Here is a 24,980-nt window from a genome sequence, read left to right as displayed (position 1 = left end):
AGATGACGGGTATAAAACCGTAAAGAGGTTTAACCGTGTCCCGTACAATAATGTTGATCCCTACCGGCACCAGCGTTGGTTTAACCAGCGTCAGCTTGGGTGTCATCCGCTCCATGGAACAAAAAGGTGTACGCCTGAGCGTATTCAAGCCAATCGCACAGCCACGTGCTGGTAACGATGCACCTGACCAAACCACCACCATCATTCGTGCGAACTCCAGCATTACTGCTGCTGAGCCGCTGAATATGAACCATGTGGAAACCTTGCTGAGTTCTAACCAGCAAGACGTGTTGATGGAAGAAATTGTTGCCCGTTATCATGAAAACACCAAAGACGCCGAAGTGGTTCTGGTTGAAGGTTTAGTGCCAACCCGCAAACATCAGTTTGCCAATGCACTGAACTATGAAATCGCTAAAACCCTGAATGCTGAAATCGTGTTTGTGATTTCACTGGGTAATGATTCACCGGATCAATTGAAAGAGCGTATCGAACTGGCTCGTTCCAGCTTCGGTGGCAGCAAAAACAAAAACATCACCGGCGTTATCATTAACAAACTGAATGCCCCGGTTGATGAGCAAGGCCGTACCCGCCCTGACCTGTCTGAAATCTTTGATGATTCAACCAAGGCCAGCGTTGCTAAAATCGATCCAAAACAGCTGTTTGCCAACAGCCCGCTGCCGGTTCTGGGCTGTGTGCCTTGGAGCTTCGAGCTGATTGCCACCCGTGCAATCGACATGTGTAAGCACCTGAATGCGCGCATTATTAACGAAGGTGACATCAACACTCGCCGCGTTAAATCGGTGACTTTCTGTGCCCGTAGTATCCCACACATGCTGGAACACTTCCGTCCGGGTTCTCTGTTAGTGACTTCTGCTGACCGCCCAGATGTGTTGGTTTCTGCTTGTCTGGCAGCCATGAATGGTGTTGAAATCGGCGCTATCCTGCTGACCGGCGGCTATGCCATCGACGAGCCAATCAAACGTCTGTGTGAACGCGCCTTCCAAACTGGCCTGCCCGTCTTTATGGTTGATACCAACACTTGGCAGACCTCTCTGAGCCTGCAAAGCTTCAACCTGGAAGTCCCGGCAGATGACCACGAACGTGTTGAGAAGCTGCAAAACTACGTTGCCAGCCATATCAGCAGCGAGTGGATTGATTCTCTGACTGCAACATCTGAGCGCTCACGCCGCCTGTCTCCACCAGCATTCCGTTATGAACTGACTGAGCTGGCACGTAAAGCGGGCAAACGTATCGTGCTGCCAGAAGGCGACGAGCCACGTACCGTGAAAGCAGCCTCTATCTGTGCTGAACGCGGCATCGCGACTTGTGTGCTATTAGGTAACCCAGAAGAGATCCAACGTGTTGCTGCGGCTCAAGGTGTTGAGCTGGGTAAAGGCGTTGAAATCATTGACCCGGTTGCTGTGCGCGAGCAATATGTTCCGCGTCTGGTTGAGCTGCGTAAGAGCAAAGGCATGACCGAAGTGGTTGCGCGTGAGCAGTTGGAAGATAACGTGGTTCTCGGCACTTTGATGCTGGAGAAAGGCGAAGTTGACGGTCTGGTCTCTGGTGCCGTTCATACCACCGCCAACACTATCCGCCCACCGTTGCAGTTGATCAAAACCGCACCGGGCAGTTCACTGGTTTCTTCGGTGTTCTTCATGCTGTTGCCTGACCAGGTTCTGGTTTATGGTGACTGCGCGATTAACCCAGATCCAACGGCTGAACAACTGTCAGAAATTGCTATCCAGTCTGCTGATTCTGCTGCAGCATTCGGTATTGAACCGCGTGTGGCGATGATCTCTTACTCCACCGGTAATTCTGGTGCTGGTAGCGATGTAGAAAAAGTTCGCGAAGCAACTCGTTTGGCTCAGGAAAAACGCCCAGATCTGATCATCGATGGTCCATTGCAGTATGATGCGGCAATCATGGCTGATGTAGCGAAATCCAAAGCGCCTAACTCGCCAGTTGCCGGTAAAGCGACCGTGTTCATCTTCCCTGACTTGAACACCGGTAACACCACCTATAAAGCGGTACAGCGTTCTGCCGACCTGATCTCTATCGGGCCGATGCTGCAAGGCATGCGCAAGCCAGTTAACGACTTGTCCCGTGGTGCGCTGGTTGACGATATCGTCTATACCGTAGCACTGACAGCAATTCAGTCAGCACAAGCTGACGCGTCTTAATCTTCCAGTTAAGCCGTATACAAACGCCAGCCTCGTGCTGGCGTTTTTGTTGGGTTATTTATACCCTTGACTGATGCTGTCAGGTACTTTGCCTTGGTTCGAACTTATAGCTAAAACTCTGACTAAGAGGTTCATCTTCCTCGTCGTCGTCATTATCTAGCATATTAATCAGCATCTTACCGGCTTCTTTCCCCATTTTTTTATAATCAATGCGCATTGATGTCAGGGTGGGATGGGTTTGGTCGCAACTGTCAGAACCGTCTAAACAGGCCACTGCAATTCCGCTAGGTATTTTCAACAGCCGCCGTTGGCACTCAAATAACACACCAAGAGCAATATCTTCATGGCTACATATCACTGCATCCAATTCAGGTTGGCGCTGGAGTATTTCTGTCAGGGCATAACGACCAAACTGTAAACTGGCACTCTCCGGCGTAGTGACGGTTTGATCGCCATTCTTGTAATGCTCTAACATCGCTTTATGCCAGCCATTCAGTTGCTGGCGCTGCAAGCGGTTATCCATATGAGCGCCAATAAAGCCAATATTATGGTAACCCCGCTCCAACAAATGACGGCTCAATTCATAGGCTGACTCAAAGAAAGCCGCCTCAAGGGTAATCTTCGCCGCTTTGAAATAAGACCCAACCACGTTAACTGTTGGAATATTCGCCCGCTCAAGCAGCTGATAAGTTTTATCCGCTAATTGTGAGCCAAATATCACCACGGCGGCCGGATTGCTCTGTAACAAGGTCATCAGTATTTCAGCTTCTTTGCGCTGATTATATTCATGGCAACCAAGTAATAACTGAAACTCATTTTTATTCAGAATCTGTTGCAGCGCCTGCATAAATCGGGAGCTGGCTTTATCCGTCAATGACGGTATTAAAACGGCGATGGTATCACTGTGGCCGGATGCTAATGCCCCAGCCGCACGGTTAGGAATATAGCCCAGTGTTTCAACCGCTTGTTCTATTTTCTCACGTAACTTATCTGAAACCTGCTCCGGCGTTCGCAGCGCTCTGGAAACAGTCATCGACCCTACCCCGGCGTAATTCGCCACATCCGATAGAGTGACCCGCCCGGTATTACGGCGCTTGCGCGTTTTTTCCATGCTGATTTCCTGCCTGATTAAAATTTCTTGCCTTATAGCAACCAGCCATTCCGCATTGGCCCCGACAATACATTGCATTGTATATGGCTTATTCCTAGATAGCCAAAGCCCAGGGTGCGGCAAATGATAGCGCTATCACAAATTTTGATAGCGCTATCAGGTAGCGCTATCATTTGAGATATTCATCACATTAATAGCAGTGATAACTATCTACTCTCCTGTTAACAGTCATTGGGAGTCATAAATATCATGTTAAAAACACTGTTAACGCCAGACGTCATTCAGGTGGTCAGCCACGCAAAAGATTGGCGCGATGCCATCGCGATTTCATGCCAGCCGTTAATTGATAATGGCTCCATTGAACCTCGTTATGTCGAGGCGATTTATCGCTCCCATGAGGCCATTGGCCCTTACTACGTGGTCGGACCGGGGATTGCTATGCCGCATGCCCGCCCGGAAGAAGGGGCGAATAAACTCTCTTTGGCATTAACCGTCATCACCGAGGGCGTCACTTTCAATGCTGAAGGTAATGACCCGGTAAAACTGCTCATAGTGTTAAGCGCGACAGACAGCACTAGCCATATCGAGGCTATTTCTCAACTCGCTCAGTTGTTCGATAACGATAACGATGTGACCACCTTACTTAATGCCAAAACGCAGCAGGATATTTTGTCAGTCATTGCGCGTTATTAAGCACCACATTAGGTTCAGATAATAATTCTATACCCAAAATAATTCGAGTTGCAGGAAGGCGGCAAACGAGATAATCCCGATGAGCTTACTGTGGTAAGTGATTCAGGTTATTGAGCATAGCCAACGCACGTGCAGCTTGAAAGATGGCGGGAATAAGGGGAAAGAAAATGAAAATTACAGTGGTTTGCGGTAACGGTTTAGGTACCAGCCTGATGATGGAAATCAGCATCAAAAACATTCTGAAAGAATTGGCGGTCAGTGCTGAAGTTGATCATGTTGACTTGGGCTCTGCCAAAGGGACACCCAGTGACATTTTCATCGGCACCAAAGACATTGCCGAGCAGTTAGTTGCTCAGGCTGTCGGCGGAAAAATCGTTGCGTTGGATAACATGATCGATAAGAAAGCCATGAAAGAACGTTTGTCTGTGGCTTTAACCGAATTAGGCGCTTTGTAACCGGAGGCTGGCATGGATTTCTTTCGCTTTTTAATGAGTGATGTTCTCTCCGAACCGGCGGTGTTGGTAGGTCTGATTGCTTTAATCGGCCTGATTGCACAGAAAAAACCGGTCACGGAATGTATCAAAGGCACCGTCAAAACCATCATGGGTTTTGTGATTTTGGGTGCCGGTGCTGGCTTGGTAGTGTCATCTCTGGGTGATTTCGCCAATATTTTCCAACATGCTTTCGGTATTCAGGGCGTCGTGCCCAATAACGAAGCCATTGTGTCAGTAGCACAAAAAAGTTTTGGTAAAGAAATGGCGATGATTATGTTCTTCGCTATGGTTATCAATATTCTGATTGCTCGCTTTACACCTTGGAAGTTTATCTTCCTGACCGGGCACCACACGCTGTTTATGTCGATGATGGTGGCCGTTATTCTGGCAACTGCCGGGATCAGTGGGGTAACACTGATTGTTATCGGTTCGCTGGTAGTTGGGGTTGCCATGGTCTTCTTCCCCGCGATCGCTCACCCTTACATGAAAAAGGTGACAGGTTCTGATGACGTGGCAATTGGCCACTTCTCTACTCTGTCTTATGTCTTAGCTGGTTTTATCGGCAGCAAATTTGGTAATAAAGAACATTCGACTGAAGACATGAATGTGCCAAAAAGCCTGCTGTTCTTGCGTGATACACCGGTCGCTATCTCCTTTACCATGTGTATTATTTTCATCGTCACCTGCCTGTTTGCCGGGCCGGAAGTGGTGAAAAGCCTGAGTGGCGGCAAAAACTGGTTCATGTTCTCACTGATGCAATCCATTACTTTCGCCGCAGGTGTGTACATCATCTTGCAAGGTGTGCGTATGGTTATTGCTGAGATAGTGCCCGCGTTTAAAGGGATTTCAGACAAGTTAGTCCCTAATGCTAAACCTGCGCTGGATTGCCCGGTCGTCTTCCCTTACGCGCCAAATGCCGTATTGGTTGGCTTCTTGAGCAGCTTTGCTGCAGGTCTTATCGGGATGTTCGCGCTGTATTTGATGAACATGACGGTAATTATCCCAGGTGTCGTGCCTCACTTCTTCGTCGGTGCTGCTGCCGGGGTGTTTGGTAATGCAACTGGCGGACGCCGCGGTGCCATTCTGGGGGCATTCGCACAAGGCTTATTAATTACCTTCCTGCCAGTGTTCTTGCTGCCAGTGTTGGGCGATATCGGTTTTGCCAACACCACATTCAGCGATGCTGACTTCGGTGCTCTGGGTATTTTGCTGGGTATTATTGTTCGATAATCAGTAAGAGAAAGGCAATAACGCGAAAAGCCCCTGCTAAGGGGCTTTTTTATGGCTGATGTAGATCAATTTTCTCGCGGGGTGATTTTTCCGTAATCCTGTTCATTATTGCGTGTTAGCCACAGCGACAGGGCTTTTAGGGAGTCTGGCGTGAACTCGTCGCAGCGGGCGGTAATTTCTTCCGGCAGCATCCAACGAACTTCATCTATCTCTTCTGCCTGCAATGCAAATGGCCCATGGGAGACACAGCTGAACAAGGCCCCCCACACGCGGCAGCACTCTTCTTCAAAGTAAAACTGACCATGCTCAGCGAAAGGCACCCCTGCAATCCCTAACTCTTCTTCCGCTTCGCGACGGGCTGATTCAAGGTAGTTTTCACCACTTTGCACCACTCCACCGGCGGTTGCGTCCAGTTTTCCGGGATAGAAATCTTTGTTCTCAGTACGACGTTGTACCAGAATTTTGCCCATTCCATCGTGCACCACAATATAGGTAGCACGGTGGCGTAGTCGTTGAGCTCGCATTTGTTGACGACTGGATTGAGCAATAACTTCATTTTGCTCATCAACAATATCAACCCACTCGATGACTGCTGCTGGATTTTGCTCCACCATCCTCTGAAACCTTCTATCTGGGCGCGTATCCGCGCAATTGTTAATCAAGAGGTATATATATTTATTTAGTTTTTAATGCCAACTGGGCGACAGGTTCATCATTTTGTAGGGTCAGAACCTGTAAAACACCGCCATCCAACATGCCATAACTCGCCGGGTATCCTCCTTTTGGGATACTGACCGAGCCAGGATTAAAGCATATCACCTCATCCTGCCACTGTGCCTGAGGCAGATGAGTATGACCATAAACTAAGACGTCCCCATGACGCAACGGAGGAAGAGCAGCGGGATGATAAAGGTGACCATGCGTCAAAAATAGGCGCGTTTCTGGCATAATAATCTGCTGCCAACCCGCCATCATCGGGAACTGCAATAACATTTGATCGACTTCACTGTCGCAGTTGCCACGCACCGCGATAATGTTGTTTTTATAGGGATTAAGGCATTCTGCTACCGCCGCTGGCTGATAGCCTGCCGGTAATGCATTGCGAGGCCCATGATTGAGCAAGTCACCCAATAGCACCAACCATTGCGCCTGACTACGTTCAAAAATTTCCAGAACTTTTTCTGTAGCCGGTAGCGACCCATGCAAATCAGAAGCAAACATTAACTTCATGGTATCGTCGTCTCTTAGGTTTAATCTCATTAAATCAGGCTATGCATACAACCAAGGTAGATAATGAGAACTCAATGTGGCTTTATTCTATCATCCAATCCGTCGGATTAATCCGATAAAAGCCATTATCCGCCATAAGAAAATTTTATCGTAAAAGACACCGCCGACATTACAGAATAATGTCAGCATTGTGTGAAGAGAAATCGTTATAGTGAAGGTTGCGATACCAGTTCATCCAGTGTGAGCTGATTGAATAAATACCCTTGCATAGCATCAATATTACTGCCCTTGAGCTGTTCTGACTCATCCTGATTTTCTACGCCAACGACAATAACCCCGAGACAATATTTCTTAATATTATTTATTAAGATAGGGAAAGTGTGCTTGTTATGCTGCCAGAAGAAATGCTTATCAATTTTTACGTACTCAAAAATATTGGCAGTGACTGCATTCAAAGTGGAATCACCTCTACCCAAATCATCGAGCCATAGTGGATACAACTCAGCCAATTCACGTAGCAATGGATTATTCATTCCATCGGATAAATTGGAAAATGTCTCCATGATTTCCAGCCTTAAGAAAGGCATTTCATCTAGCATTTGGCGAGTCGAATCATCAGTAACAATCACACTGGCCAAGTCAAAATCGATATTAATCGAAAGCAAAACATTGTTAGTGATAAACCAATCGCTGTGGGCTTTCACCGCACGTAATTGGTCTTGGAATAAATCAGTCTTTCCACCCACATCCAATTCTTTAATAAAATGTTCGACATCAATGGGGGTATCGACCGATTTAGCTGAAAATCGGCTTAATAGCTCAACCGCTAATAAGCTACCGTCTTGCTTATGTATAGGCTCACACACATAAGAACAATTAACTTCGATGTTTAGCTTCATGCGCACCTGAAAAAGTGTATGAACAACAATGAGATCACAACCAGATCTCAGCCGGAGGATTTATAAGCCACCGTGAGTTTTTATAAAACACCCAACATTTTTTATAAAACATCCAACTTCACTAGGGGAAAGGGCTGGCAGCCTCTTTTCTATTCAAATTAGTATGTTTACTCTAGCAGAAAATCATCAATTCAGTGTTTTAAAAGTCGTCGCGTATGCCTTAAAACCATTGTCAGCGCTCAGAAGTAATAAAGTACTTAGGCCACAACTGCACCTGCAAACTGGTAATACCTGAACGCACAATACTGTATTAATCGGACAGAATGCGGGATTTATTTAGTTATTATTTTTTTATTTTCTCAAATGATGCCGCTGACAACATATGGACATTCTTCTTACCCGTGATTGAGCTGCTAGCGGCATACTCTCTGGATGAAAAAATTAATCCAGGATGTGCTCAGCATCGTAGGAGAAGCACCCAGAATCACCTATGCTAAAAGAGAAGCCGATAAGCAGACATTACCGCTACCACACAAAAGCAATAAGGGATAAACGGAGATTGGCTATGCGTATTTTAATCACTGGAGCTACAGGACTGATCGGGCGTAGTCTGAGTGCTTTTCTTTTGTCGCAAGCCCATCAAATAACGGCCTTAACCCGTGACCCACAGCGAGCAAATAAGGTACTCGGTTCGCAAGTCACCTGTTGGTCAACCTTGAATGATAAGCATGACCTCAATGATTTTGATGCGGTGATTAATCTGGCGGGTGAGCCTATTGCTGAGAAACGTTGGACTTCACAGCAGAAAGAAATTTTATGCCAAAGCCGCTGGCAGATAACCGAGAAACTGACAGCATTAATTAAAGCCAGTAGTCAGCCGCCGGCAGTGTTTATTTCAGGGTCTGCGGTCGGATTTTATGGCGATCAGGGGCAAGCATTGGTCACTGAAGATGAGGCACCACATGATGAGTTTACTCATCAGTTATGCGCACGCTGGGAAAGCCTGGCATTGGCAGCCTACAGCAACCATACCCGGGTTTGCTTGCTACGTACCGGTATTGTATTAGCGCCTCATGGTGGTGCATTAGCCAAAATGGTACCGCTGTTGCGCCTTGGTCTGGGTGGCCCAATCGGCGATGGCCGCCAATACCTGCCGTGGATACATATTGATGATATGGTTCATGGTATCCATTATTTACTGACCACCGATGGATTGAATGGCCCATTCAATATGGTTTCCCCTTATCCGGTCCATAACGAACAATTTATTGCCACACTGGCAGAAGTACTCGATCGCCCAGCCGTAATTCGCACCCCTGCGGCAGCCATTCGCTTATTACTGGGGGAGTCGGCGGCATTAGTATTGGGGGGACAGCGGGCAGTACCCAAACGGCTGGAAGAAGCTGGCTTCGCATTCCGCTATTTCGAACTGGAAGAAGCTTTGCGCAATGTGCTGAGAAAGCCAGCGGAATAGATTTGTAAGCTATCCCCCCTTCCTGATAGATTTTGAGTTGCAGCTAGGCGGCAATAGAATGCACCCAAGGAGTTGAGATAACTCAATGACTTGGGTGTATGATGGCGACCAACACCACTGCAGCTTGCAAGATGATGGGTATAAATTGTTACTTCAGTGCGCCAGACAGGAACTGCTGCAGGCGGGTACTCTTAGGGTTGCCAAAAAGCTCGGCGGGCGGCCCCTCTTCTTCAATAACGCCTTTATGCAAGAAGATAACGTGGCTGGAGACATGGCGCGCGAACTCCATTTCATGGGTGACAACCACCATGGTTTTCCCCTCTTCTGCCAGCTTTTGCATAATGCGCAATACTTCCCCCACCAGCTCAGGGTCCAGAGCCGAAGTCGGTTCATCAAACAGTAATACATCCGGCTCCATAGCCAGTGCCCGGGCAATAGAAACACGCTGCTGTTGACCACCCGAAAGATGTACTGGATATTTAGCCCGCGCACGCTCATCAATCCCAACTTTATCCAAATAACGAATAGCACGCTCTTTGGCCACCGCCTTACTCAATCCCAATACTTGAACCGGTGCTTCCATGACATTTTCCAGCACAGTCATGTGGCTCCACAAGTTGAAATGCTGGAATACCATCGTTAGCCGGGTGCGCAGTAATTGCAGCTCTTTTTTATCAAAAACTTTTAATTGCCCGTCTTTATCACGAACCAGGCGGATATCTTGATTATTGACGCTAATCGACCCTTCGCTGGGTTTTTCAAGGAAATTGATGCAACGTAAGAAGGTACTTTTCCCTGAGCCAGAAGAGCCAATAATAGAAATCACATCCCCTGCTTTGGCGGAAAGTGAAACGCCTTTTAAAACCTCATGCTCACCATAGTGCTTATGCAGCTCCGTCACAGACAGTTTGGTTTCAGCTATTTTAGTTTCTAATGTGTCAGTCATAGTTTTTAATGTATCAGTCATAGTCTCTCCGTACTTAATGCGATGCCTGAGGTTTTATATGTGCCAGCCAACGTTTCTCTGCCTGGCGGAACAGGCTAATTAGCGTAAAGGAGATAATCAGATAAAGTACGGCAGCAATACCAAATGCATAAAACGGCTGATAAGTCGCAGCGTTAATATCACGAGCTATCTTCAGAATATCTGGCACCGTGGCCGTAAAGGCCAACGCGGTGGAATGCAGCATTAAAATAACTTCATTACTGTAGGCCGGTAAAGCAATACGCAGTGCAGAAGGCAAAATAATGCAGCGATACATTTTAAAACGTGAGAAACCATAAGCGCGAGCTGCCTCTATTTCACCATGAGGAACCGAACGAATAGCACCGGCGAAAATCTCGGTGGTATAAGCACAAGTATTCAGTGTCAGCGCTAAAATAGTGCAATTTAATCCGCTACGGAAAAATGCATTCAGCAGATCGTTACCTCGGATAATCTCCAAACTGTACACGCCGGAATAGAACACCAATAATTGCACGTAGAGCGGCGTACCACGGAAAATATAGGTAAAGACCCAGACGGGTAAACGAATCCAGCGCTTTTCAGCCACTCGTGCTACAGCCAAAGGAATAGCTAACAATCCGCCCATCACCACGGAGGATATTAATAACCACAGCGTAACGGACAGCCCGGTAAACCGGTAGCCATCACTCCAAAGCAGGGCTTGCCAATATTGATGCAGAATATCAATCATAGTTCAGCCCTCTTCACCCCATGGGAATAGCGCCGTTCCAACCAGAGCAAAACACCATTCGAGACCGTGGTGAAGACCAGATAAACCACACCGGCCACCAATGCAAAAAAGAAGGGTTGATAAGTGCCCTTTCCCGCCAATTGTGTGGCTTTGACCACATCATTCAGTCCCAAAATAGAGACCAATGCCGTTGCTTTGAGGATGACTTGCCAGTTATTACCAATACCCGGCAAGGCATAGCGCATCATGGCAGGGAACATGATTCTGCGGAAAATCTGGCTGGAATTAAAACCAAATGCCCTTGCGGCTTCAATTTGTCCAGCCGGAACGGCCATATAAGCACCACGGAAAGTTTCGGTGAAATAGGCACCATAGATAAAACCGAGGGTGATAATCCCAGCAGAGAGAGGGTCAATATTAATTTGTTCAAAGCCAAGTGATTCAGTAATGGTGTTTAAGGTGATCTGCAAACCGTAAAAAATAAGCAGCATCAAAACTAAATCAGGTACACCGCGAATCAGCGTGGTGTAGCACTCAAACAAGCCAGATAACAACCGGTTTGATGATAACTTTCCACCGGCACCAATCAAGCCGATAATCACTGATAGCAACACTGAGCACAGTGCCAACTCCAGCGTCACCAGCGCACCTTCAAATATCAGTTTCGAATATCCATCCAGCATCTGGGTTATCCTGTTTTACTGAGTAAGGAGTCTGGTTAATTGCTCTGTGTTGGCCCCAGCCGGAATAGGCTGAGGCCATAGCGGCAAATAGGATTAACCGCCGTAAACATCAAAGTCGAAATATTTTTTCGCGAGCTTGTCGTAAGTGCCATCTTTGCGTATTTCAGCAAAGGCTTTATCCAGCGCGGCTTTCAGTTCGACATCATCTTTACGCAAGCCCATACCGGTACCTACACCAAAGAATTGATCATTTTTCACTGATGGACCGGCGAAGGCATAACCTTTACCTACTTCTTGTTTCAAGAAACCTTCACTACCGGCAACTTCATCCTGGAAAGCCGCATCAATGCGACCAGAGGCTAAGTCGGCATAGATTAAATCCTGATTTTGGTAAGCAACGACATCAATACCTTTTGGTTGCCACTCAGCATTGGCAAAAGCTTCCTGAGTCGAGCCTTGCAATACCCCGACACGTTTGCCTTTCAAGGCGACTAAAGTCGGCTCAATGGTGCTGCCTTTAGTGGCGATTAAACGGGCATTGGCGGCGTAGAGTTTGTCGGTGAAGGCAATCTCTTTTTGGCGTTTTTCAGTAATTGAGAGCGAGGAGATAATGGCATCAATTTTCTTAGCTTTCAGCGACGGGATTAATGCATCAAAGTCACTCTCAACAAAAGTGCACTTGGTATCAATCCGATTGCATAATTCTTTTGCTATATCGATATCAAAACCGACCAACTCACCACTGGCATTTTTTGATTCGAAAGGAGCATAAGTTGGATCTGTACCAATTTTGATATCTTTAGGAATGGCGGCAAAAGCACTGCTGGCAGCAGCCAATGCTAATACTAAAGGCAGAACCAAAATCTTCTTATTCATACATAACCCTCAAATTGATTTTCGATGCCACAAAGCGCGTTAGTTTTCTGTACAGCCCAGAGCGTTCATAAATCAATTTGCAGTAATCGTGCCAGTAATCATTGGGAGGGAAAGCAAATTCCATCACCGATTTCTTAGCATAATCACTACTAAATGCGGGCATCGGGCCATGAACAGAAACTGAATGCGAATGCCATGCACCAGCATGCGTCCTAACACAGCATCATTGTGGTGCATAATTCGCCCTATTTCAGTGCGATGTTGCACAAATGTATCAATTAAGGGAAATAATGTTAATTTGAACCTTGCCAGCGAATAAACAGATCTTTAGGCAGCTCAATATCAAATTGATCGATAATTCGGTTAACCGTCTGATCGACAATATCTTGAATACTTTGTGGCCGATGATAAAACGCCGGCATTGGCGGCATGATGACCGCTCCCAGCTCGGCGGCTTGTACCATCAGGCGTAAGTGACCTAAATGCAGCGGAGTTTCACGCACACATAACACCAAGGGGCGGCGCTCTTTCAATATCACATCCGCCGCACGGGTCAGTAAGCCATCGGTATAGCTATGGACAATGCCAGATAATGTTTTGATTGAACAAGGTAAAATAACCATGCCACTGGTTTTGAATGAGCCAGATGATATGCAAGCGGCGATGTCACGAGAATCGTGCACAACATCCGCTAACGCCTGCACATCTTTCACACTGAACTCGGTTTCAAGTGCTAATGTCTGACGGGCCGCATTACTGAGAATAAGATGGGTTTCCACGCCCTCGACATGTTGCAGCACCTGTAACAGCCGAACACCATAAATGGCACCGCTGGCACCACTGATGCCGATAATAAGTCGTTTCATGGGAACTGCCTCAAGCAAATGATGGATAAAGAATTATCCACAGTATAACCAGAAATCAGGCCGATTTACTGTCTTAGGTGGTGAGCAATCCAGAATAGCGACCCGACTCAATAACAAAAAAGGTGCACCGCGTCTGAACGTCGGTTGCACCTTTTTGATTCATTGATACTCTTCGGGCTTAACGCAGCAGGGTTGTTAGCAACGAGGACACAGCCAACACACCTGCAACTTGAGAGATGAAGGAGATATTAACCCTCGTTATGCATCTCTAAATTTTCTGCTTCGTTATGATTACGTAATGCTTGAGCATCATCGTTACGTAACGACTCCAGATACTCCAGATAGCTCTGATCCACATCTTTAGTGACGTAAACGCCGTTAAAGACGGAGCACTCAAACTGAGTGATATCAGGGTTATCTTCACGTACAGCCTCAATCAAGTCAGTCAGATCTTGGAAAATCAGCGCATCTGCGCCGATCAACTGACGAATCTCATCGACTTCACGACCATGAGCAATCAATTCATTGACGCTTGGCATATCAATACCGTACACATTCGGGAAGCGAATTTCAGGAGCCGCTGACGCGAAATAGACTTTCTTCGCCCCTGCATCACGCGCCATCTCAACGATCTGTTCCGACGTCGTGCCTCGCACAATAGAGTCATCCACCAATAACACATTCTTATCGCGGAATTCTGCACGGTTGGCATTGAGTTTACGGCGTACTGATTTACGGCGTTCCTGCTGGCCCGGCATGATGAAAGTACGGCCAACATAGCGGTTTTTCACAAACCCTTGGCGATAGGGTTTATCCAGGATTCGGGCAATTTCCAGTGCGATATCGCAAGAGGTCTCCGGGATAGGAATAACCACATCAATATCCATGTCTTCCCACTGTTTGGCAATTTTTGCCCCTAATTTCTGGCCCATACGCACGCGCGCACTGTAAACCGAAATTTTGTCCATAAAGGAGTCTGGACGAGCAAAGTAAACATACTCAAACAAGCACGGATTGTATTTCGGATTTTCAGCACACTGGCGAGTAAACAACTGGCCTTTTTCGGTGATGTACACCGCTTCACCCGGCGCTACATCGCGCAGGAATTCGAAGCCAAGGGTATCCAATGCCACACTTTCAGACGCCACCATGTATTCATTGCGACCATCAGCTAAAGTGCGTTTACCAATCACCAGCGGACGAATACCGTTAGGGTCACGGAATGCGACCATACCGTGGCCAATAATCATCGCGACGCAAGCATATGCCCCACGGATTAACTGATGAGTAGCGGCAACAGCGGCAAAAATGTTGTCAGATTCCAACGGGTAATGCTGGAAACGGTCCAATTCACTGGCAAAAATATTCAGCAGAATTTCTGAGTCAGAAGTGGTGTTCACATGACGGCGAGAAACTTCGAATAATTTCTTTCTCAGCTGGTGAGCGTTAGTCAGATTACCGTTATGAGCCAGAGTGATGCCAAACGGTGAGTTAACGTAGAAAGGCTGAGCCTCGGAAGCGCTGGAGCTGCCTGCTGTCGGGTAACGAACATGGCCAATCCCCATATTCCCCTGTAAGCGCAGCATATGCCGGGTTTCAAATACATCCTTCACCAAGCCGTTTGCTTTACGCAGCCGGAACCCATTATGGGCATCAATGGTAACGATGCCCGCAGCATCCTGGCCTCGGTGCTGAAGCACCATCAACGCATCATAAATCGACTGGTTTACCGGTGCAAAACCGGCGATACCGACAATACCGCACATGTTGTCTTTTCCTCATAAGCCGCTCCGAATCGGTAATTGATTCGGTAAGAAACTCGACGTGCTCTGCAGGTAGTCAAAGAACCACCTGATGATATAACTGAACTGCGGGATTAATTGTGACTGCTTCCAGTCAACACTCTGTGAGAAACCGGTAAATGTATCCAGAAAGAACAACATGGCAGAGACAATCAGCACACCTCGCAGCGCCCCAAAACAGATCCCCAGCACCCTGTCAGTCCCTGATAACCCAGTACGTTCAACCAGTGAACCAATCACATAGTTAACAATAGCCCCGACGATCAATGTCGCGATGAACAAAATGCCGATAGCAATTCCGTTGCGCACCACTTCATCCTCGAAACGAGTGAAGTAGACAGCAAGATAAGCGTAAAAATGGCTGGCAACAAAAAACGCACATCCCCATGTTACAAGTGACAATGCTTCACGGACAAAACCCCGGATTAAGCTGACTAAAGCAGAAAATCCGATAATCCCTATAATGACGTAATCAATCCAGACCATGACTATTCCAATGACGAAATCGCCGCTGCATCCTGTTCGCGGCGAATTCTAACAGAAAAAGAAAACGTTTGCGTAGGGGAATTCTTACCCGCGACAAATTAAAGTGCGGCGATTTTAAAAACAACAATCGCCGCACCAACGAAGCCGCTAGAACCCCGTACACCCTGATATCTTAACCCTTGGTCAAACTTTAACGCCCGGTACTATAAGGCCGAACCTGCCCACTCAAGCCACTCAATGAGTTAAGTTCTGGCAAAGCCGATTGCAGTTTCTGTTTTGACGCATCCGGCCCGACATACAACCGGGTAATTTGGCCCTGAACCGGCGTCGCTGGCACCGTAAATGCCCGGTGACCTGACAGACGCAACGTTGCAACAATTTCATTCACTTTAGCTGCATTTTTCAGCGCCCCCAGTTGGACGACATAAGCCTGCCCTACCGGTGCTTTTTCTTCAGTGGCCGGTTTGCTCTCCGGCTGAACGTCTGGTTTCACCTCAGGTTTTGGTTTAACTTCCTGCGGTTTTTTCTCGACCGGAATCGGTTTTGGTTCAATTGGCCGACTTTCTACCGGCTTAACTTCGACCGGTTTCTTCTCCACAGGTTTCACCTCAACCGGCTTACTTTGCATGGCTGGCGGTGCCACAATCGTCGGCTCAGATGGCAGATTACCGGCATCATTAGCAGCCTGAGAAACGGAATCATCTTTGGGGACATCCACGGCTTGCGCAGCACCTTCCGGCGGCGCAATAGGCAAAGGCTGACTGACCGGCGGAACCGCATCAATTTCTTGGCTATCACCGGGTTTTGGCACTAGTGGGATGGCAGCAAACTCATCCTCATAATGCTTCTTTTTACCATCTAATAGCCCCGGCAGCACAATCACCCCCAAGGCCACCAGAATAATGGTCCCGACTAAACGGTTCTGGAACTTACTTGCCACTCGAACTCCTTCAATTCCTTTACAGACCCCGGTACCTTTACCAATCCGGCCGTTACAAACTTAATGCTGTCACAGATTCAATGCAGCCATCACATGAGCAACCGTATGGAAAGATCCACAGACAATGACCACATCCCGTGATCCTGCATCTTGCATCGCCTGACGCCAGGCGGTTGCTACATCACTGAACTGGCGTGCTGATGCGAGATGCTCGGCTAGCTGCTCCGCACTGGCCCCACGCGGCCCTTCCAGCGGCGCACAGTACCATTCATCAACTTGCTCAGATAAGCACGCCAGCGTACCGCCAATATCTTTATCTGATAGCATCCCCACTACCGCCCGAACTTTGCCCTGCTTCGGCAATTGCGCGAGTTTGTCAGTCAAATAACGTGCAGCATGAGGATTATGAGCAACGTCCAGAATTAACAAAGGCTGTTCGCTGACTATCTGAAAACGCCCGGGTAAACTGGCGCTTTGTAAGCCCTGCCGTATAACGTCTTCGCTCAAGGGCAATCCAGAATAATGCAGCACCGCCAGTGCCGTCGCCGCATTTGCTACCGGGACATTCGGTAGCGGCAAATTGTGCCATTGGCGGTCGTCACATTGCCAGTCCCAGCTTTGGTCGTGTTGACTGAACTGCCAGGCTTTATCACGCTGGTACAGCTGCGCGCCTAACTGCGTGGCGACATCAGCAATGGACTGTGGCATATCCGGCTCACCCACTATGGCAGGTTTTCCACCCCGGAATACCCCGGCTTTTTCACGGCCAATACTCTCGCGATCAAACCCCAGCCAGTCAGTATGATCTATGGCGATGCTGGTGATAGCCGCAACATCAGAATCGACAATATTGGTCGCATCCAAGCGCCCACCCAGCCCCACTTCGAGGATCACCACATCAAGCTTAGCCTGCTTAAACAATTGCAGTGCCGATAAGGTACCAAATTCGAAGTAAGTCAGTGAGATACCTTCACGCCCGGCTTCAATTTGAGCAAAAGAGTGGCTGTGTTCTGCTTCAGAGAGCTCTTTCCCCTGAATACGGACACGCTCGGTATAACGCAAAAGATGAGGTGAGCTGTAGACCCCGACTCGCAGCCCCGCCGCCAGTAAAATTGATTCCAGGGTACAACAAGTGGTGCCTTTGCCATTGGTGCCGGCAACGGTGAATACTTTAGGAGCAGGTTTAAGCAAATCCAGACGCTCAGCAACCTGTTTAACACGTTCCAGACCCAACTCGATTGGTTGAGAGTGCAAACGTTCAAGATAATAAAGCCACGCGGCCAAAGGCGACGTGGCTTGGGGAATGAGATGATTGTTCATGAGTCCCGTCACTGGCCTTTTCTAATTTCTGACTTAAAGCTCGAGAGCTTAAGCTACGATAATGCACAATAACCGGGCACCACCTTATCAGGGAAGTGCCCGTTGGGTTAATCAGGCATCAGCCTGATTATCAGTCGTAGCAGCATCGGCCTTAGCCTCAACCACACTTGGTTGCGGTTGATGTGTCAATTTAGACAAGATACTGGCCAGCGTCTGACGCATAACCGGGCGGCGAACTATCATGTCGATAGCGCCTTTTTCAATCAAGAACTCACTGCGCTGGAAGCCTGGCGGCAGTTTCTCACGCACGGTTTGTTCGATAACCCGCGGGCCAGCAAAGCCAATCAATGCTTTTGGTTCAGCAATATTAATATCGCCCAACATCGCCAAACTGGCAGAAACTCCACCCATGGTTGGGTCAGTCAGCACCGAGATATACGGCAAACCACGCTCTTGCATTTTTGCCAAAGCCGCACTGGTTTTTGCCATCTGCATCAAAGACATCAATGCTTCCTGCATACGAGCACCGCCACTGGAGGAGAAACACACCAGCGGGCAATTATCTTCCAGAGCCTGTTCTACCGCACGAACAAAGCGAGCACCAACTACTGACGCCATTGAACCGCCCATAAAGGCAAATTCAAATGAAGCGGCAACAATCGGCATACCCTGCAAGGTGCCTTTCATGGCAACCAGAGCATCTTTCTCGCCGGTATCTTTTTGTGCGGCAGAAATGCGGTCTTTATACTTTTTGGAATCCCTGAACTTCAGGATATCCTTTGGCTCCAGCTCGCTACCCAATTCAACTTCACTGCCTGCATCCAGCACCATATGCAACCGTGCACGGGCTGACATACGCATGTGGTGATCACACTTAGGACAAACTTCCAGATTGCGCTCTAATTCGGCACGATAAAGTACCTGACCGCAACTGTCGCATTTCGTCCACACCCCTTCAGGAATACTCGCTTTACGGGTTTGTGTGATATTGCTTTTGTTAAGAATTCGTTCAATCCAGCTCATCGATGACCTTTCTGTTTGAACCTGGCTGTTGCCAGTCCGCTGTTCATGCTTTAACCATCTCCCCGAAAACGACCCAATAAAAAATGCCTAAGATATACGCTGGTACAGCGTAACTAAGGCACTGATACTCGGGTTGTCCGCAGGAACAGACCATAAATGTCACTCATTAAACCATATTGGCTCGACAGTGTAGATAAAAAACTGGTCGAACCCTCGGCTTAGGTAACGTTTTTACTGATTTTTCTGCCGTGCCGCGGCACGCCGATGCCGCCAAACCTCGAATACACCTGGCAAAATTGATACCACAATAATGACGACAATCAGCAATTTCAGATTGTTCTGTACGATAGGCACATTACCAAACAGGTAACCAGCATAGGTGAATAACAATACCCATACCAATGCCCCAATCACGTTATACGCGGCAAAATGACGGTAGGACATTTTTCCCATACCGGCGACAAACGGTGCAAACGTACGAATGATCGGTACAAATCGCGCCAAGATAATCGCTTTACCGCCATGTTTTTCATAAAACTGGTGGGTTTTATCCAGATAACTGCGGCGAAAAATTTTGGAGTCCGGGTTACTGAATAGTTTTTCACCGAACACCCTGCCAATGGTGTAGTTAATGGCATCTCCCAAAATGGCCGCCGTCACCATCAGAGCCACCATAATGTGAACATTAAGATCATTGGAAGGCAATGAGGCCAGTGCGCCGGCCACAAATAGCAAAGAATCTCCCGGCAGGAATGGCGTAACCACCAAGCCGGTTTCACAGAATAAAATCAGGAATAAAATGCCATAAACCCAAACCCCATACTGCGCAACCAGCTCCGCCAGATGAACATCAATATGCAAAATAAAATCAATAACGAAATGTATAAATTCCATAAATACTCTCGAGAGGTAAACGAGCCTAATCTTTAATTGAGCGAGCTTAGCTGAACTTCCTTAGGTATTCCTTAACCCTATGTAATCTGTCGGCCAAACTCACAAACTATTGGATAAAAGTGAGGCTATAAATCAATCATCCGCTAAAAAAAGTGGCCCCATCGGCGCTTTTGGCAACGCAAAATGTTCAGGATAGTCAACCGCAACTAAATACAACCCTTCGGCTTTCGCGGTCGCCGCAGCACGTGTTCGGTCTTTCAGTGCCAACAGCTCAGCCATCCAGGTAACGTCCTGATTACCGCAACCCACCTCGATCAGGCTACCGACAATATTACGCACCATATGATGAACAAAAGCGTTGGCCTTGATATCTACCACGATATACGCGCCATGTCGGGTAACTTTGACATGTTTTACATTTCGCCAGGGTGTGCGGGACTGACACTGCACAGCACGAAACGAGGTAAAATCATTCTCGCCGAGTAAACATTGGGCTGCTTGTTCCATTTTTTCGGCATCCAGCGGCATATAGCAATGGGTTACCCCTTGCGCCAAAACCGCCGGGCGATAGCGATGGTTAAAAATAATGTAGCGGTAGCGGCGAGCTGTCGCGCTAAAGCGGGCATGAAAGTCATCAGCAACTGTTTTCACCCAACGCACGGCAATATCTGGCGGCAAATGGCTATTGACCCCCATAGTCCACGCCGCATCTTTGCGCTCCGCCGTGGTGATAAAATGAACCACCTGCCCAGTGGCATGCACTCCAGCATCCGTACGCCCAGCACAAAATACGCCGATAGGTTCATTAGCCACTTTTGATAACGCGGCTTCAAGACAAGCTTGCACACTGGCCACTTCTTGCTGGCGCTGCCAACCAAAGTAGCGACTGCCATTGTATTCGATACCCAGCGCGATTTTTATACCCGCAGCTTCAGCCACAGGATGTTCTGGCTGAGCCAACTCAAGTTCGGACATCAGTATAGTTGCTCCTGCAACAGGCGCTCCGCCGTTTCAATCGCCATCAATGCACCACCAAAACGAATGTTGTCGGCAACCGACCAGAACTGCAACACTTCAGGAATACCATAATCATTGCGCACGCAACCAATGCTCAGCACATCGCTGCCAGAAGCATCACTGACCTGGGTAGGATAGTCATCTTCCTCAGATAGTTGGATATCTTCACAACTTTCCAATTCGCTACGCGCTTCATCGGCAGAGATTGGACGTAAAGCTTCCAGATGAACCACCTGCGCCTGACCATAGAATACCGGTGACTGAATGCAGCTCACTGAGATTGGCAAACCTTCGTCTTGCAACACTTTACGCACTTGATCCACCAGACGGCGCTCTTCACGCACACTGCCTTCTTCATCAGCCAGCAGCGGCAGCACGTTAAAGGCCAGTTGCTTAGCGAAGATACCCGGCTCGGCGGGGATACCATTGAGCAGCTTGGCACTTTGCCCAGCGAGATCATCCACCGCCGCTTTGCCATGGGCAGAAGCAGAAATCAGCGCCGTAACATGCAGGCGAGATAAACCAGCCTGTTCTGTCAATGGCTTAATGGCCGTCAGTAACTGGCTGGTCAGGCTATCGGCTACAGCAACAATATTACGATTGCGGTAATCTGCCAGAACTTGCGGGTTCACACTCGGCACCACCAGCGGAACGTCTGGTTCCATGGCGAAGAAGCCGCTGCTGTCGATAACTAAACAGCCCGCATTTCCTGCCTCTTCAGCATATTGTTCGGAGGCTTCACGGCCGGCGACAAAGAAAGCCAACTGTGCTTGAGACCAGTCAAATTCAGCGACATTTTCGACCAGCAAACTTTTACCATTGAAGCGCACGGTCGCACCGGCGCTACGCTCGCTAGCCAGAGGATACAATTCACCAACCGGGAACTGGCGCTCACTTAATAGCTCCAGCAAAGCTTCACCTACTGCGCCCGTTGCTCCTAACAGAGCAATATTCCAGCCGTCAGACATGTTGGTTTTCTCCACTAATGATTGATAAGACAAAGGCGGTAAAATACCGCCTGATATTCAGTAATGATTAATTTATATAGCGAGTTAGCGTAACTGAGCGGTAAACCCTAATTTCTGTAACAGCTCGGCGCTGGCAGCATTGTCGCACTGCACGCAAAGTGATGACCACTCGCGGCGTTCCTGATAGTGCTTGCGCAGACGATCGAATTCGCCCGGCAGGCCAGCAACACGCCGCAGCGGCGCATCATCGCGGCGCACATCATACACTAAGTGTATCAATCGTTTTAATTTGCCTTCATCCAGCTCGCCGTTGAATTGCAATTGGCTGAATTCTGGCTGTGGCAAGAGTGTGGCAAGCTCTACCGATTGCGGCTGCCCCAGATGCTGACTAAAAGCTTCAAATACCTGAGTAGTGCCCCGCGCCTTGCCTTCTAACGTGTATCCGGCGATATGCGGGGTGCCGATATCAACACGGGCCAACAGCGGCAGAGATAGCTCCGGCTCTGGCTCCCACACATCTAACACCACATTGAGTTTTTTGCCTTTTTCCAGCGCCCGGAGCAAGGCGGCGTTATCTACCACGGCACCACGGCAAGCATTAATCAAAATACGGCCATCTGGCAGAGCAGCCAGCAGCTCATCATCAGCCATATGCAGGCTTTGATAGGCTCCGGTTTTATTCAGTGGCGTATGGAAGGTGAGAACATCCGCCTCGCGCACCAGTTTTTCCAGTGGCCAGAAAGTCTCATTGTCACCACGATCCGCACGTGGAGGATCACACAATAAGGTGCGAACCCCCAGAGCTTGCAAGCGGGCATTCAGCCGTGAACCCACATTACCGACACCGATAATACCGACGGTTTTATCGCGCAGTTGAAAACCATCACGTTCAGCCATCATCATCAGGGCGGAAAAGACGTACTCCACCACCGCAATAGCATTGCAACCCGGTGCGGCAGAGAAGCCAATACCCTGTTGCCGTAACCAGTTATCATCGACATGGTCGGTACCGGCGGTCGCCGTCCCCACAAAGCCAATTGAGGTGCCTTGCAGCAATGCCTCATTCACTTTGGTTACCGAGCGCACCATCAGCGCATCTGCACCAGCCAATGCATCAAGGGGGATAGGTCGCCCCGGCACTGCCTGTACATCGCCTAACCGCTGGAATAGTGTTTCCGCGTACGGCATATTCTCATCAACCAGAATCTTCACGTTGTTCTCCGGCAGCTTACTGCCCTACCAAACAGGGGGCTTAGTATATACCCAAAAAATGTGGCGTTGCAGCTAACTCCCCGGCCTCAAGCTCGACGAAAACGTTCGGGAGTGGTGCCAGAAATCTGCTGGAACATAGCAATAAACGCAGAAGCCGAGCTATAACCCACATCCAGCGCTACGCTTTGTACGGTTTTTCCTTGTTCCAACAATGAAATAGCATGTAAAAAACGTAACCGTTGCCGCCATTCACTAAACGCCATGCCTAACTCTTGCTGGCAGCGGCGTGATAGCGTTCGTTCGGTGGTATAGACCCGTTTGGCCCACAGCGCCAATGAGGTATTATCCGCTGGACAGCGCTCCAGTGCCGTTAATACCGGTGACAGCAGCTTGTCTTGTGAAGTCGGCAGATAGGTGCGCTGAACGGGCGATTTATTGAGTTGATCAATCAGTACGCGAGCTAAACGCATATCTTGTTCGCTTTCCGGCATCAATAAACCCCGCGAGAAGCAATCCTCGACGATGGCATTAAAAATCGGGCTGATATGCATTAGGCAAGCAGAATCCGGTAGCTCATCGCAAAGCGCCTGCGCGATATCAATGGCACGAAAATGCATCGGTTTGCGGTTATAACTGGAATGTTCCACTCCAGCCGGTACCCAGACACTGAACTCTGGGGGTGCCAAAAAACGCTGGCCGCCGATATTCATTGCCAGCACACCTGATTTAACGCATATCAATTGCCCGTAGGCATGGGTGTGCGGCAGAAATTCGGTATTGGCATTATAAATCTCGCAGCGAAAGGATAAATTCTGCGGCGCAGTGGTGGCAACCACCGGAAAATCGGGATTTTTCATCGTCAACACTCTTCTGTGGCAACACATCCACCAGCTGAAATTGTCCTAATCGCAGCAATTATTGTCTGATTATCAGTATATAGAATAAATCAGACAACTGTAGACTACATCGCATAAGTTTATGGATGAGAATTTTTCGCATGAATGTGTTGTTCCCCTTATTCGCAGTGATTATTTGGTCAATCAATGCCGTTGTCAGCAAGATATCCGCCACAGCTATTGATCCGGCGGCGATCTCTTTCTATCGCTGGGTCTTGGCGTTCCTAACGTTGACGCCATTTTTACTGCTGGGTGTCATCCGCAACTGGCAAGCAATACGGGTCTATTGGTGGAAGCTGATGATTCTGGGGCTGCTGGGCATGGTGCTATACCAAAGTCTGGCTTACTACGCAGCCCACAGTGTTAGCGCCCTATTTATGGGCATCCTTAGCTCATTGATTCCGCTGCTAACCGTGCTGATCAGTATTGTCCTGTTACGCGTCGCCCCTACCGTTGGCATTGCGCTGGGCAGTGTGTTGTCACTCGGGGGATTAATATGGCTGGTCAGTGCAGGCAACCCGGCACAACTGTTGCAACAGGGAATTGGTAAGGGTGAATTGATGATGTTTGGTGCCTCGGCATCCTATGCCCTGTATGGCGTATTAACCAAACGTTGGGCGATTCAATTACCCAACTGGCAATCTCTTTATATGCAAATCGCCTTTGGTGTAGTGCTGTTGTTGCCTAACTTCTTATTGGCTCCAGATGTGCAACTGACCGCGCAAAATATCCCATTGGTCTTATTCGCCGGTATTCCCGCCTCCATTATTGCACCTTATTTATGGATTCATGGCGTGATGCGGTTAGGGGCGAATACTGCGTCGATATTTATGAACCTAACCCCGGTGTTTACCGCAATTATTGCCGTGAGCTTCCTGCATGAGCAATTGCACAGTTACCATCTGATTGGCGGCGGCATTACCCTGGCTGGGGTGATATTAGCTCAGCGCCTGCGCACCCCACTACGACGAAAAGTAACCCAATAA

At 48.4% G+C, this 24,980-nt stretch carries 25 protein-coding genes; 6 read left to right on the top strand and 19 right to left on the bottom strand.

Annotation, left to right across the window (positions count from 1 at the left end; all coding sequences use genetic code 11):
• Window positions 1-50: 50 nt before the first annotated feature.
• On the top strand, window positions 51-2,183 hold the full coding sequence (gene pta, locus FTA96_RS14760; protein ID WP_050106087.1) for a phosphate acetyltransferase: 2,133 nt from the start codon (window positions 51-53) through the stop codon (window positions 2,181-2,183).
• Window positions 2,184-2,262: 79 nt separating this feature from the next.
• Here pta and FTA96_RS14755 read toward each other — a convergent pair whose 3' ends face one another.
• Window positions 2,263-3,294, bottom strand: coding sequence for a LacI family DNA-binding transcriptional regulator (locus FTA96_RS14755; protein ID WP_050133072.1), 1,032 nt, complete (start codon window positions 3,292-3,294; stop codon window positions 2,263-2,265).
• Window positions 3,295-3,543: 249 nt separating this feature from the next.
• On the opposite strand from FTA96_RS14755, the gene FTA96_RS14750 reads away from it, so the two are divergent.
• The 3 genes from FTA96_RS14750 (at window position 3,544) to FTA96_RS14740 (ending at window position 5,711) form a co-directional block, all read left to right on the top strand.
• Window positions 3,544-3,987, top strand: coding sequence for a PTS sugar transporter subunit IIA (locus tag FTA96_RS14750; protein WP_050106086.1), 444 nt, complete (start codon window positions 3,544-3,546; stop codon window positions 3,985-3,987).
• A 167-nt stretch (window positions 3,988-4,154) separates the two neighbouring features.
• Entirely contained in the window at window positions 4,155-4,442 is a 288-nt protein-coding gene (locus FTA96_RS14745) for a PTS sugar transporter subunit IIB (protein ID WP_004714840.1), read from the top strand.
• 12 nt (window positions 4,443-4,454) lie between these two features.
• Window positions 4,455-5,711, top strand: coding sequence for a PTS ascorbate transporter subunit IIC (locus FTA96_RS14740; protein WP_005277900.1), 1,257 nt, complete (start codon window positions 4,455-4,457; stop codon window positions 5,709-5,711).
• 65 nt (window positions 5,712-5,776) lie between these two features.
• Here the strand turns inward: FTA96_RS14740 and yfcD are convergent, their stop codons facing one another.
• The 3 genes from yfcD to FTA96_RS14725 all read right to left on the bottom strand — a co-directional run bounded on the left by yfcD (window position 5,777) and on the right by FTA96_RS14725 (window position 7,840).
• Window positions 5,777-6,325 (bottom strand): NUDIX hydrolase YfcD, encoded by a 549-nt coding sequence (gene yfcD, locus FTA96_RS14735; RefSeq protein WP_145574202.1) that lies wholly within the window; start codon window positions 6,323-6,325, stop codon window positions 5,777-5,779.
• A gap of 61 nt (window positions 6,326-6,386) precedes the next feature.
• On the bottom strand, window positions 6,387-6,941 hold the full coding sequence (gene yfcE / locus FTA96_RS14730; protein WP_050106085.1) for a phosphodiesterase: 555 nt from the start codon (window positions 6,939-6,941) through the stop codon (window positions 6,387-6,389).
• Between the two features lie 206 nt (window positions 6,942-7,147).
• Window positions 7,148-7,840: an EAL domain-containing protein gene (locus tag FTA96_RS14725; RefSeq protein WP_050106084.1), complete on the bottom strand. Its 693-nt coding sequence runs from the start codon at window positions 7,838-7,840 to the stop codon at window positions 7,148-7,150.
• Window positions 7,841-8,405: 565 nt separating this feature from the next.
• On the opposite strand from FTA96_RS14725, the gene FTA96_RS14720 reads away from it, so the two are divergent.
• On the top strand, window positions 8,406-9,314 hold the full coding sequence (locus FTA96_RS14720) for a TIGR01777 family oxidoreductase (protein ID WP_050132928.1): 909 nt from the start codon (window positions 8,406-8,408) through the stop codon (window positions 9,312-9,314).
• A gap of 148 nt (window positions 9,315-9,462) precedes the next feature.
• On the opposite strand, the gene hisP is transcribed toward FTA96_RS14720, so the two are convergent.
• The 15 genes from hisP to FTA96_RS14645 form a co-directional block, all read right to left on the bottom strand.
• Window positions 9,463-10,260, bottom strand: a complete 798-nt coding sequence (gene hisP, locus FTA96_RS14715) for a histidine ABC transporter ATP-binding protein HisP (RefSeq protein ID WP_072077482.1) — start codon at window positions 10,258-10,260, stop codon at window positions 9,463-9,465.
• Between the two features lie 34 nt (window positions 10,261-10,294).
• The gene (locus FTA96_RS14710; RefSeq protein ID WP_050120836.1) at window positions 10,295-11,011 is read right to left on the bottom strand and encodes an ABC transporter permease; all 717 of its coding nucleotides are present in this window, start codon (window positions 11,009-11,011) and stop codon (window positions 10,295-10,297) included.
• Window positions 11,008-11,694, bottom strand: a complete 687-nt coding sequence (locus FTA96_RS14705) for a histidine ABC transporter permease HisQ (protein WP_004708838.1) — start codon at window positions 11,692-11,694, stop codon at window positions 11,008-11,010. Before FTA96_RS14705 ends, FTA96_RS14710 begins: the two co-directional genes overlap by 4 nt.
• Before the next feature lie 93 nt (window positions 11,695-11,787).
• On the bottom strand, window positions 11,788-12,570 hold the full coding sequence (gene hisJ, locus FTA96_RS14700; RefSeq protein WP_004708840.1) for a histidine ABC transporter substrate-binding protein HisJ: 783 nt from the start codon (window positions 12,568-12,570) through the stop codon (window positions 11,788-11,790).
• Window positions 12,571-12,863: 293 nt separating this feature from the next.
• Window positions 12,864-13,436, bottom strand: coding sequence for a UbiX family flavin prenyltransferase (locus FTA96_RS14695; protein ID WP_050106081.1), 573 nt, complete (start codon window positions 13,434-13,436; stop codon window positions 12,864-12,866).
• 248 nt (window positions 13,437-13,684) lie between these two features.
• Window positions 13,685-15,202 carry an amidophosphoribosyltransferase gene (gene purF, locus FTA96_RS14690; protein ID WP_050106080.1) on the bottom strand — a complete coding sequence of 506 codons (1,518 nt, stop codon included), beginning with the start codon at window positions 15,200-15,202 and terminating at the stop codon, window positions 13,685-13,687.
• A gap of 12 nt (window positions 15,203-15,214) precedes the next feature.
• Window positions 15,215-15,724: a colicin V production protein gene (gene cvpA, locus FTA96_RS14685; protein ID WP_050106079.1), complete on the bottom strand. Its 510-nt coding sequence runs from the start codon at window positions 15,722-15,724 to the stop codon at window positions 15,215-15,217.
• Window positions 15,725-15,914: 190 nt separating this feature from the next.
• Window positions 15,915-16,664: a cell division protein DedD gene (dedD, locus tag FTA96_RS14680; protein ID WP_050106078.1), complete on the bottom strand. Its 750-nt coding sequence runs from the start codon at window positions 16,662-16,664 to the stop codon at window positions 15,915-15,917.
• Window positions 16,665-16,733: 69 nt separating this feature from the next.
• The gene (gene folC / locus FTA96_RS14675) at window positions 16,734-17,984 is read right to left on the bottom strand and encodes a bifunctional tetrahydrofolate synthase/dihydrofolate synthase (protein WP_145529325.1); all 1,251 of its coding nucleotides are present in this window, start codon (window positions 17,982-17,984) and stop codon (window positions 16,734-16,736) included.
• 111 nt (window positions 17,985-18,095) lie between these two features.
• Window positions 18,096-19,007: an acetyl-CoA carboxylase, carboxyltransferase subunit beta gene (accD, locus tag FTA96_RS14670; protein WP_050106076.1), complete on the bottom strand. Its 912-nt coding sequence runs from the start codon at window positions 19,005-19,007 to the stop codon at window positions 18,096-18,098.
• Window positions 19,008-19,238: 231 nt separating this feature from the next.
• Window positions 19,239-19,901 carry a DedA family protein gene (locus FTA96_RS14665; protein ID WP_050106075.1) on the bottom strand — a complete coding sequence of 221 codons (663 nt, stop codon included), beginning with the start codon at window positions 19,899-19,901 and terminating at the stop codon, window positions 19,239-19,241.
• 132 nt (window positions 19,902-20,033) lie between these two features.
• Window positions 20,034-20,876, bottom strand: a complete 843-nt coding sequence (gene truA / locus FTA96_RS14660; protein ID WP_072077775.1) for a tRNA pseudouridine(38-40) synthase TruA — start codon at window positions 20,874-20,876, stop codon at window positions 20,034-20,036.
• On the bottom strand, window positions 20,876-21,886 hold the full coding sequence (locus FTA96_RS14655) for an aspartate-semialdehyde dehydrogenase (protein WP_050106074.1): 1,011 nt from the start codon (window positions 21,884-21,886) through the stop codon (window positions 20,876-20,878). Before FTA96_RS14655 ends, truA begins: the two co-directional genes overlap by 1 nt.
• Window positions 21,887-21,970: 84 nt before the next feature.
• Entirely contained in the window at window positions 21,971-23,098 is a 1,128-nt protein-coding gene (pdxB, locus tag FTA96_RS14650; protein WP_050106073.1) for a 4-phosphoerythronate dehydrogenase PdxB, read from the bottom strand.
• A gap of 86 nt (window positions 23,099-23,184) precedes the next feature.
• Window positions 23,185-23,955, bottom strand: a complete 771-nt coding sequence (locus tag FTA96_RS14645; RefSeq protein ID WP_145574201.1) for an AraC family transcriptional regulator — start codon at window positions 23,953-23,955, stop codon at window positions 23,185-23,187.
• A gap of 140 nt (window positions 23,956-24,095) precedes the next feature.
• Between FTA96_RS14645 and FTA96_RS14640 the strand changes: the two genes are divergently transcribed.
• A complete protein-coding gene (locus tag FTA96_RS14640; protein ID WP_050120828.1) occupies window positions 24,096-24,980 on the top strand; it encodes a DMT family transporter in 885 nt (294 codons plus the stop codon).

Source organism: Yersinia alsatica (genome assembly GCF_902170305.1).
GTDB lineage: Bacteria > Pseudomonadota > Gammaproteobacteria > Enterobacterales > Enterobacteriaceae > Yersinia > Yersinia alsatica.
Note: the sequence above shows the minus strand (reverse complement) of the source record. Positions and strands in the feature narration are given on the sequence as shown.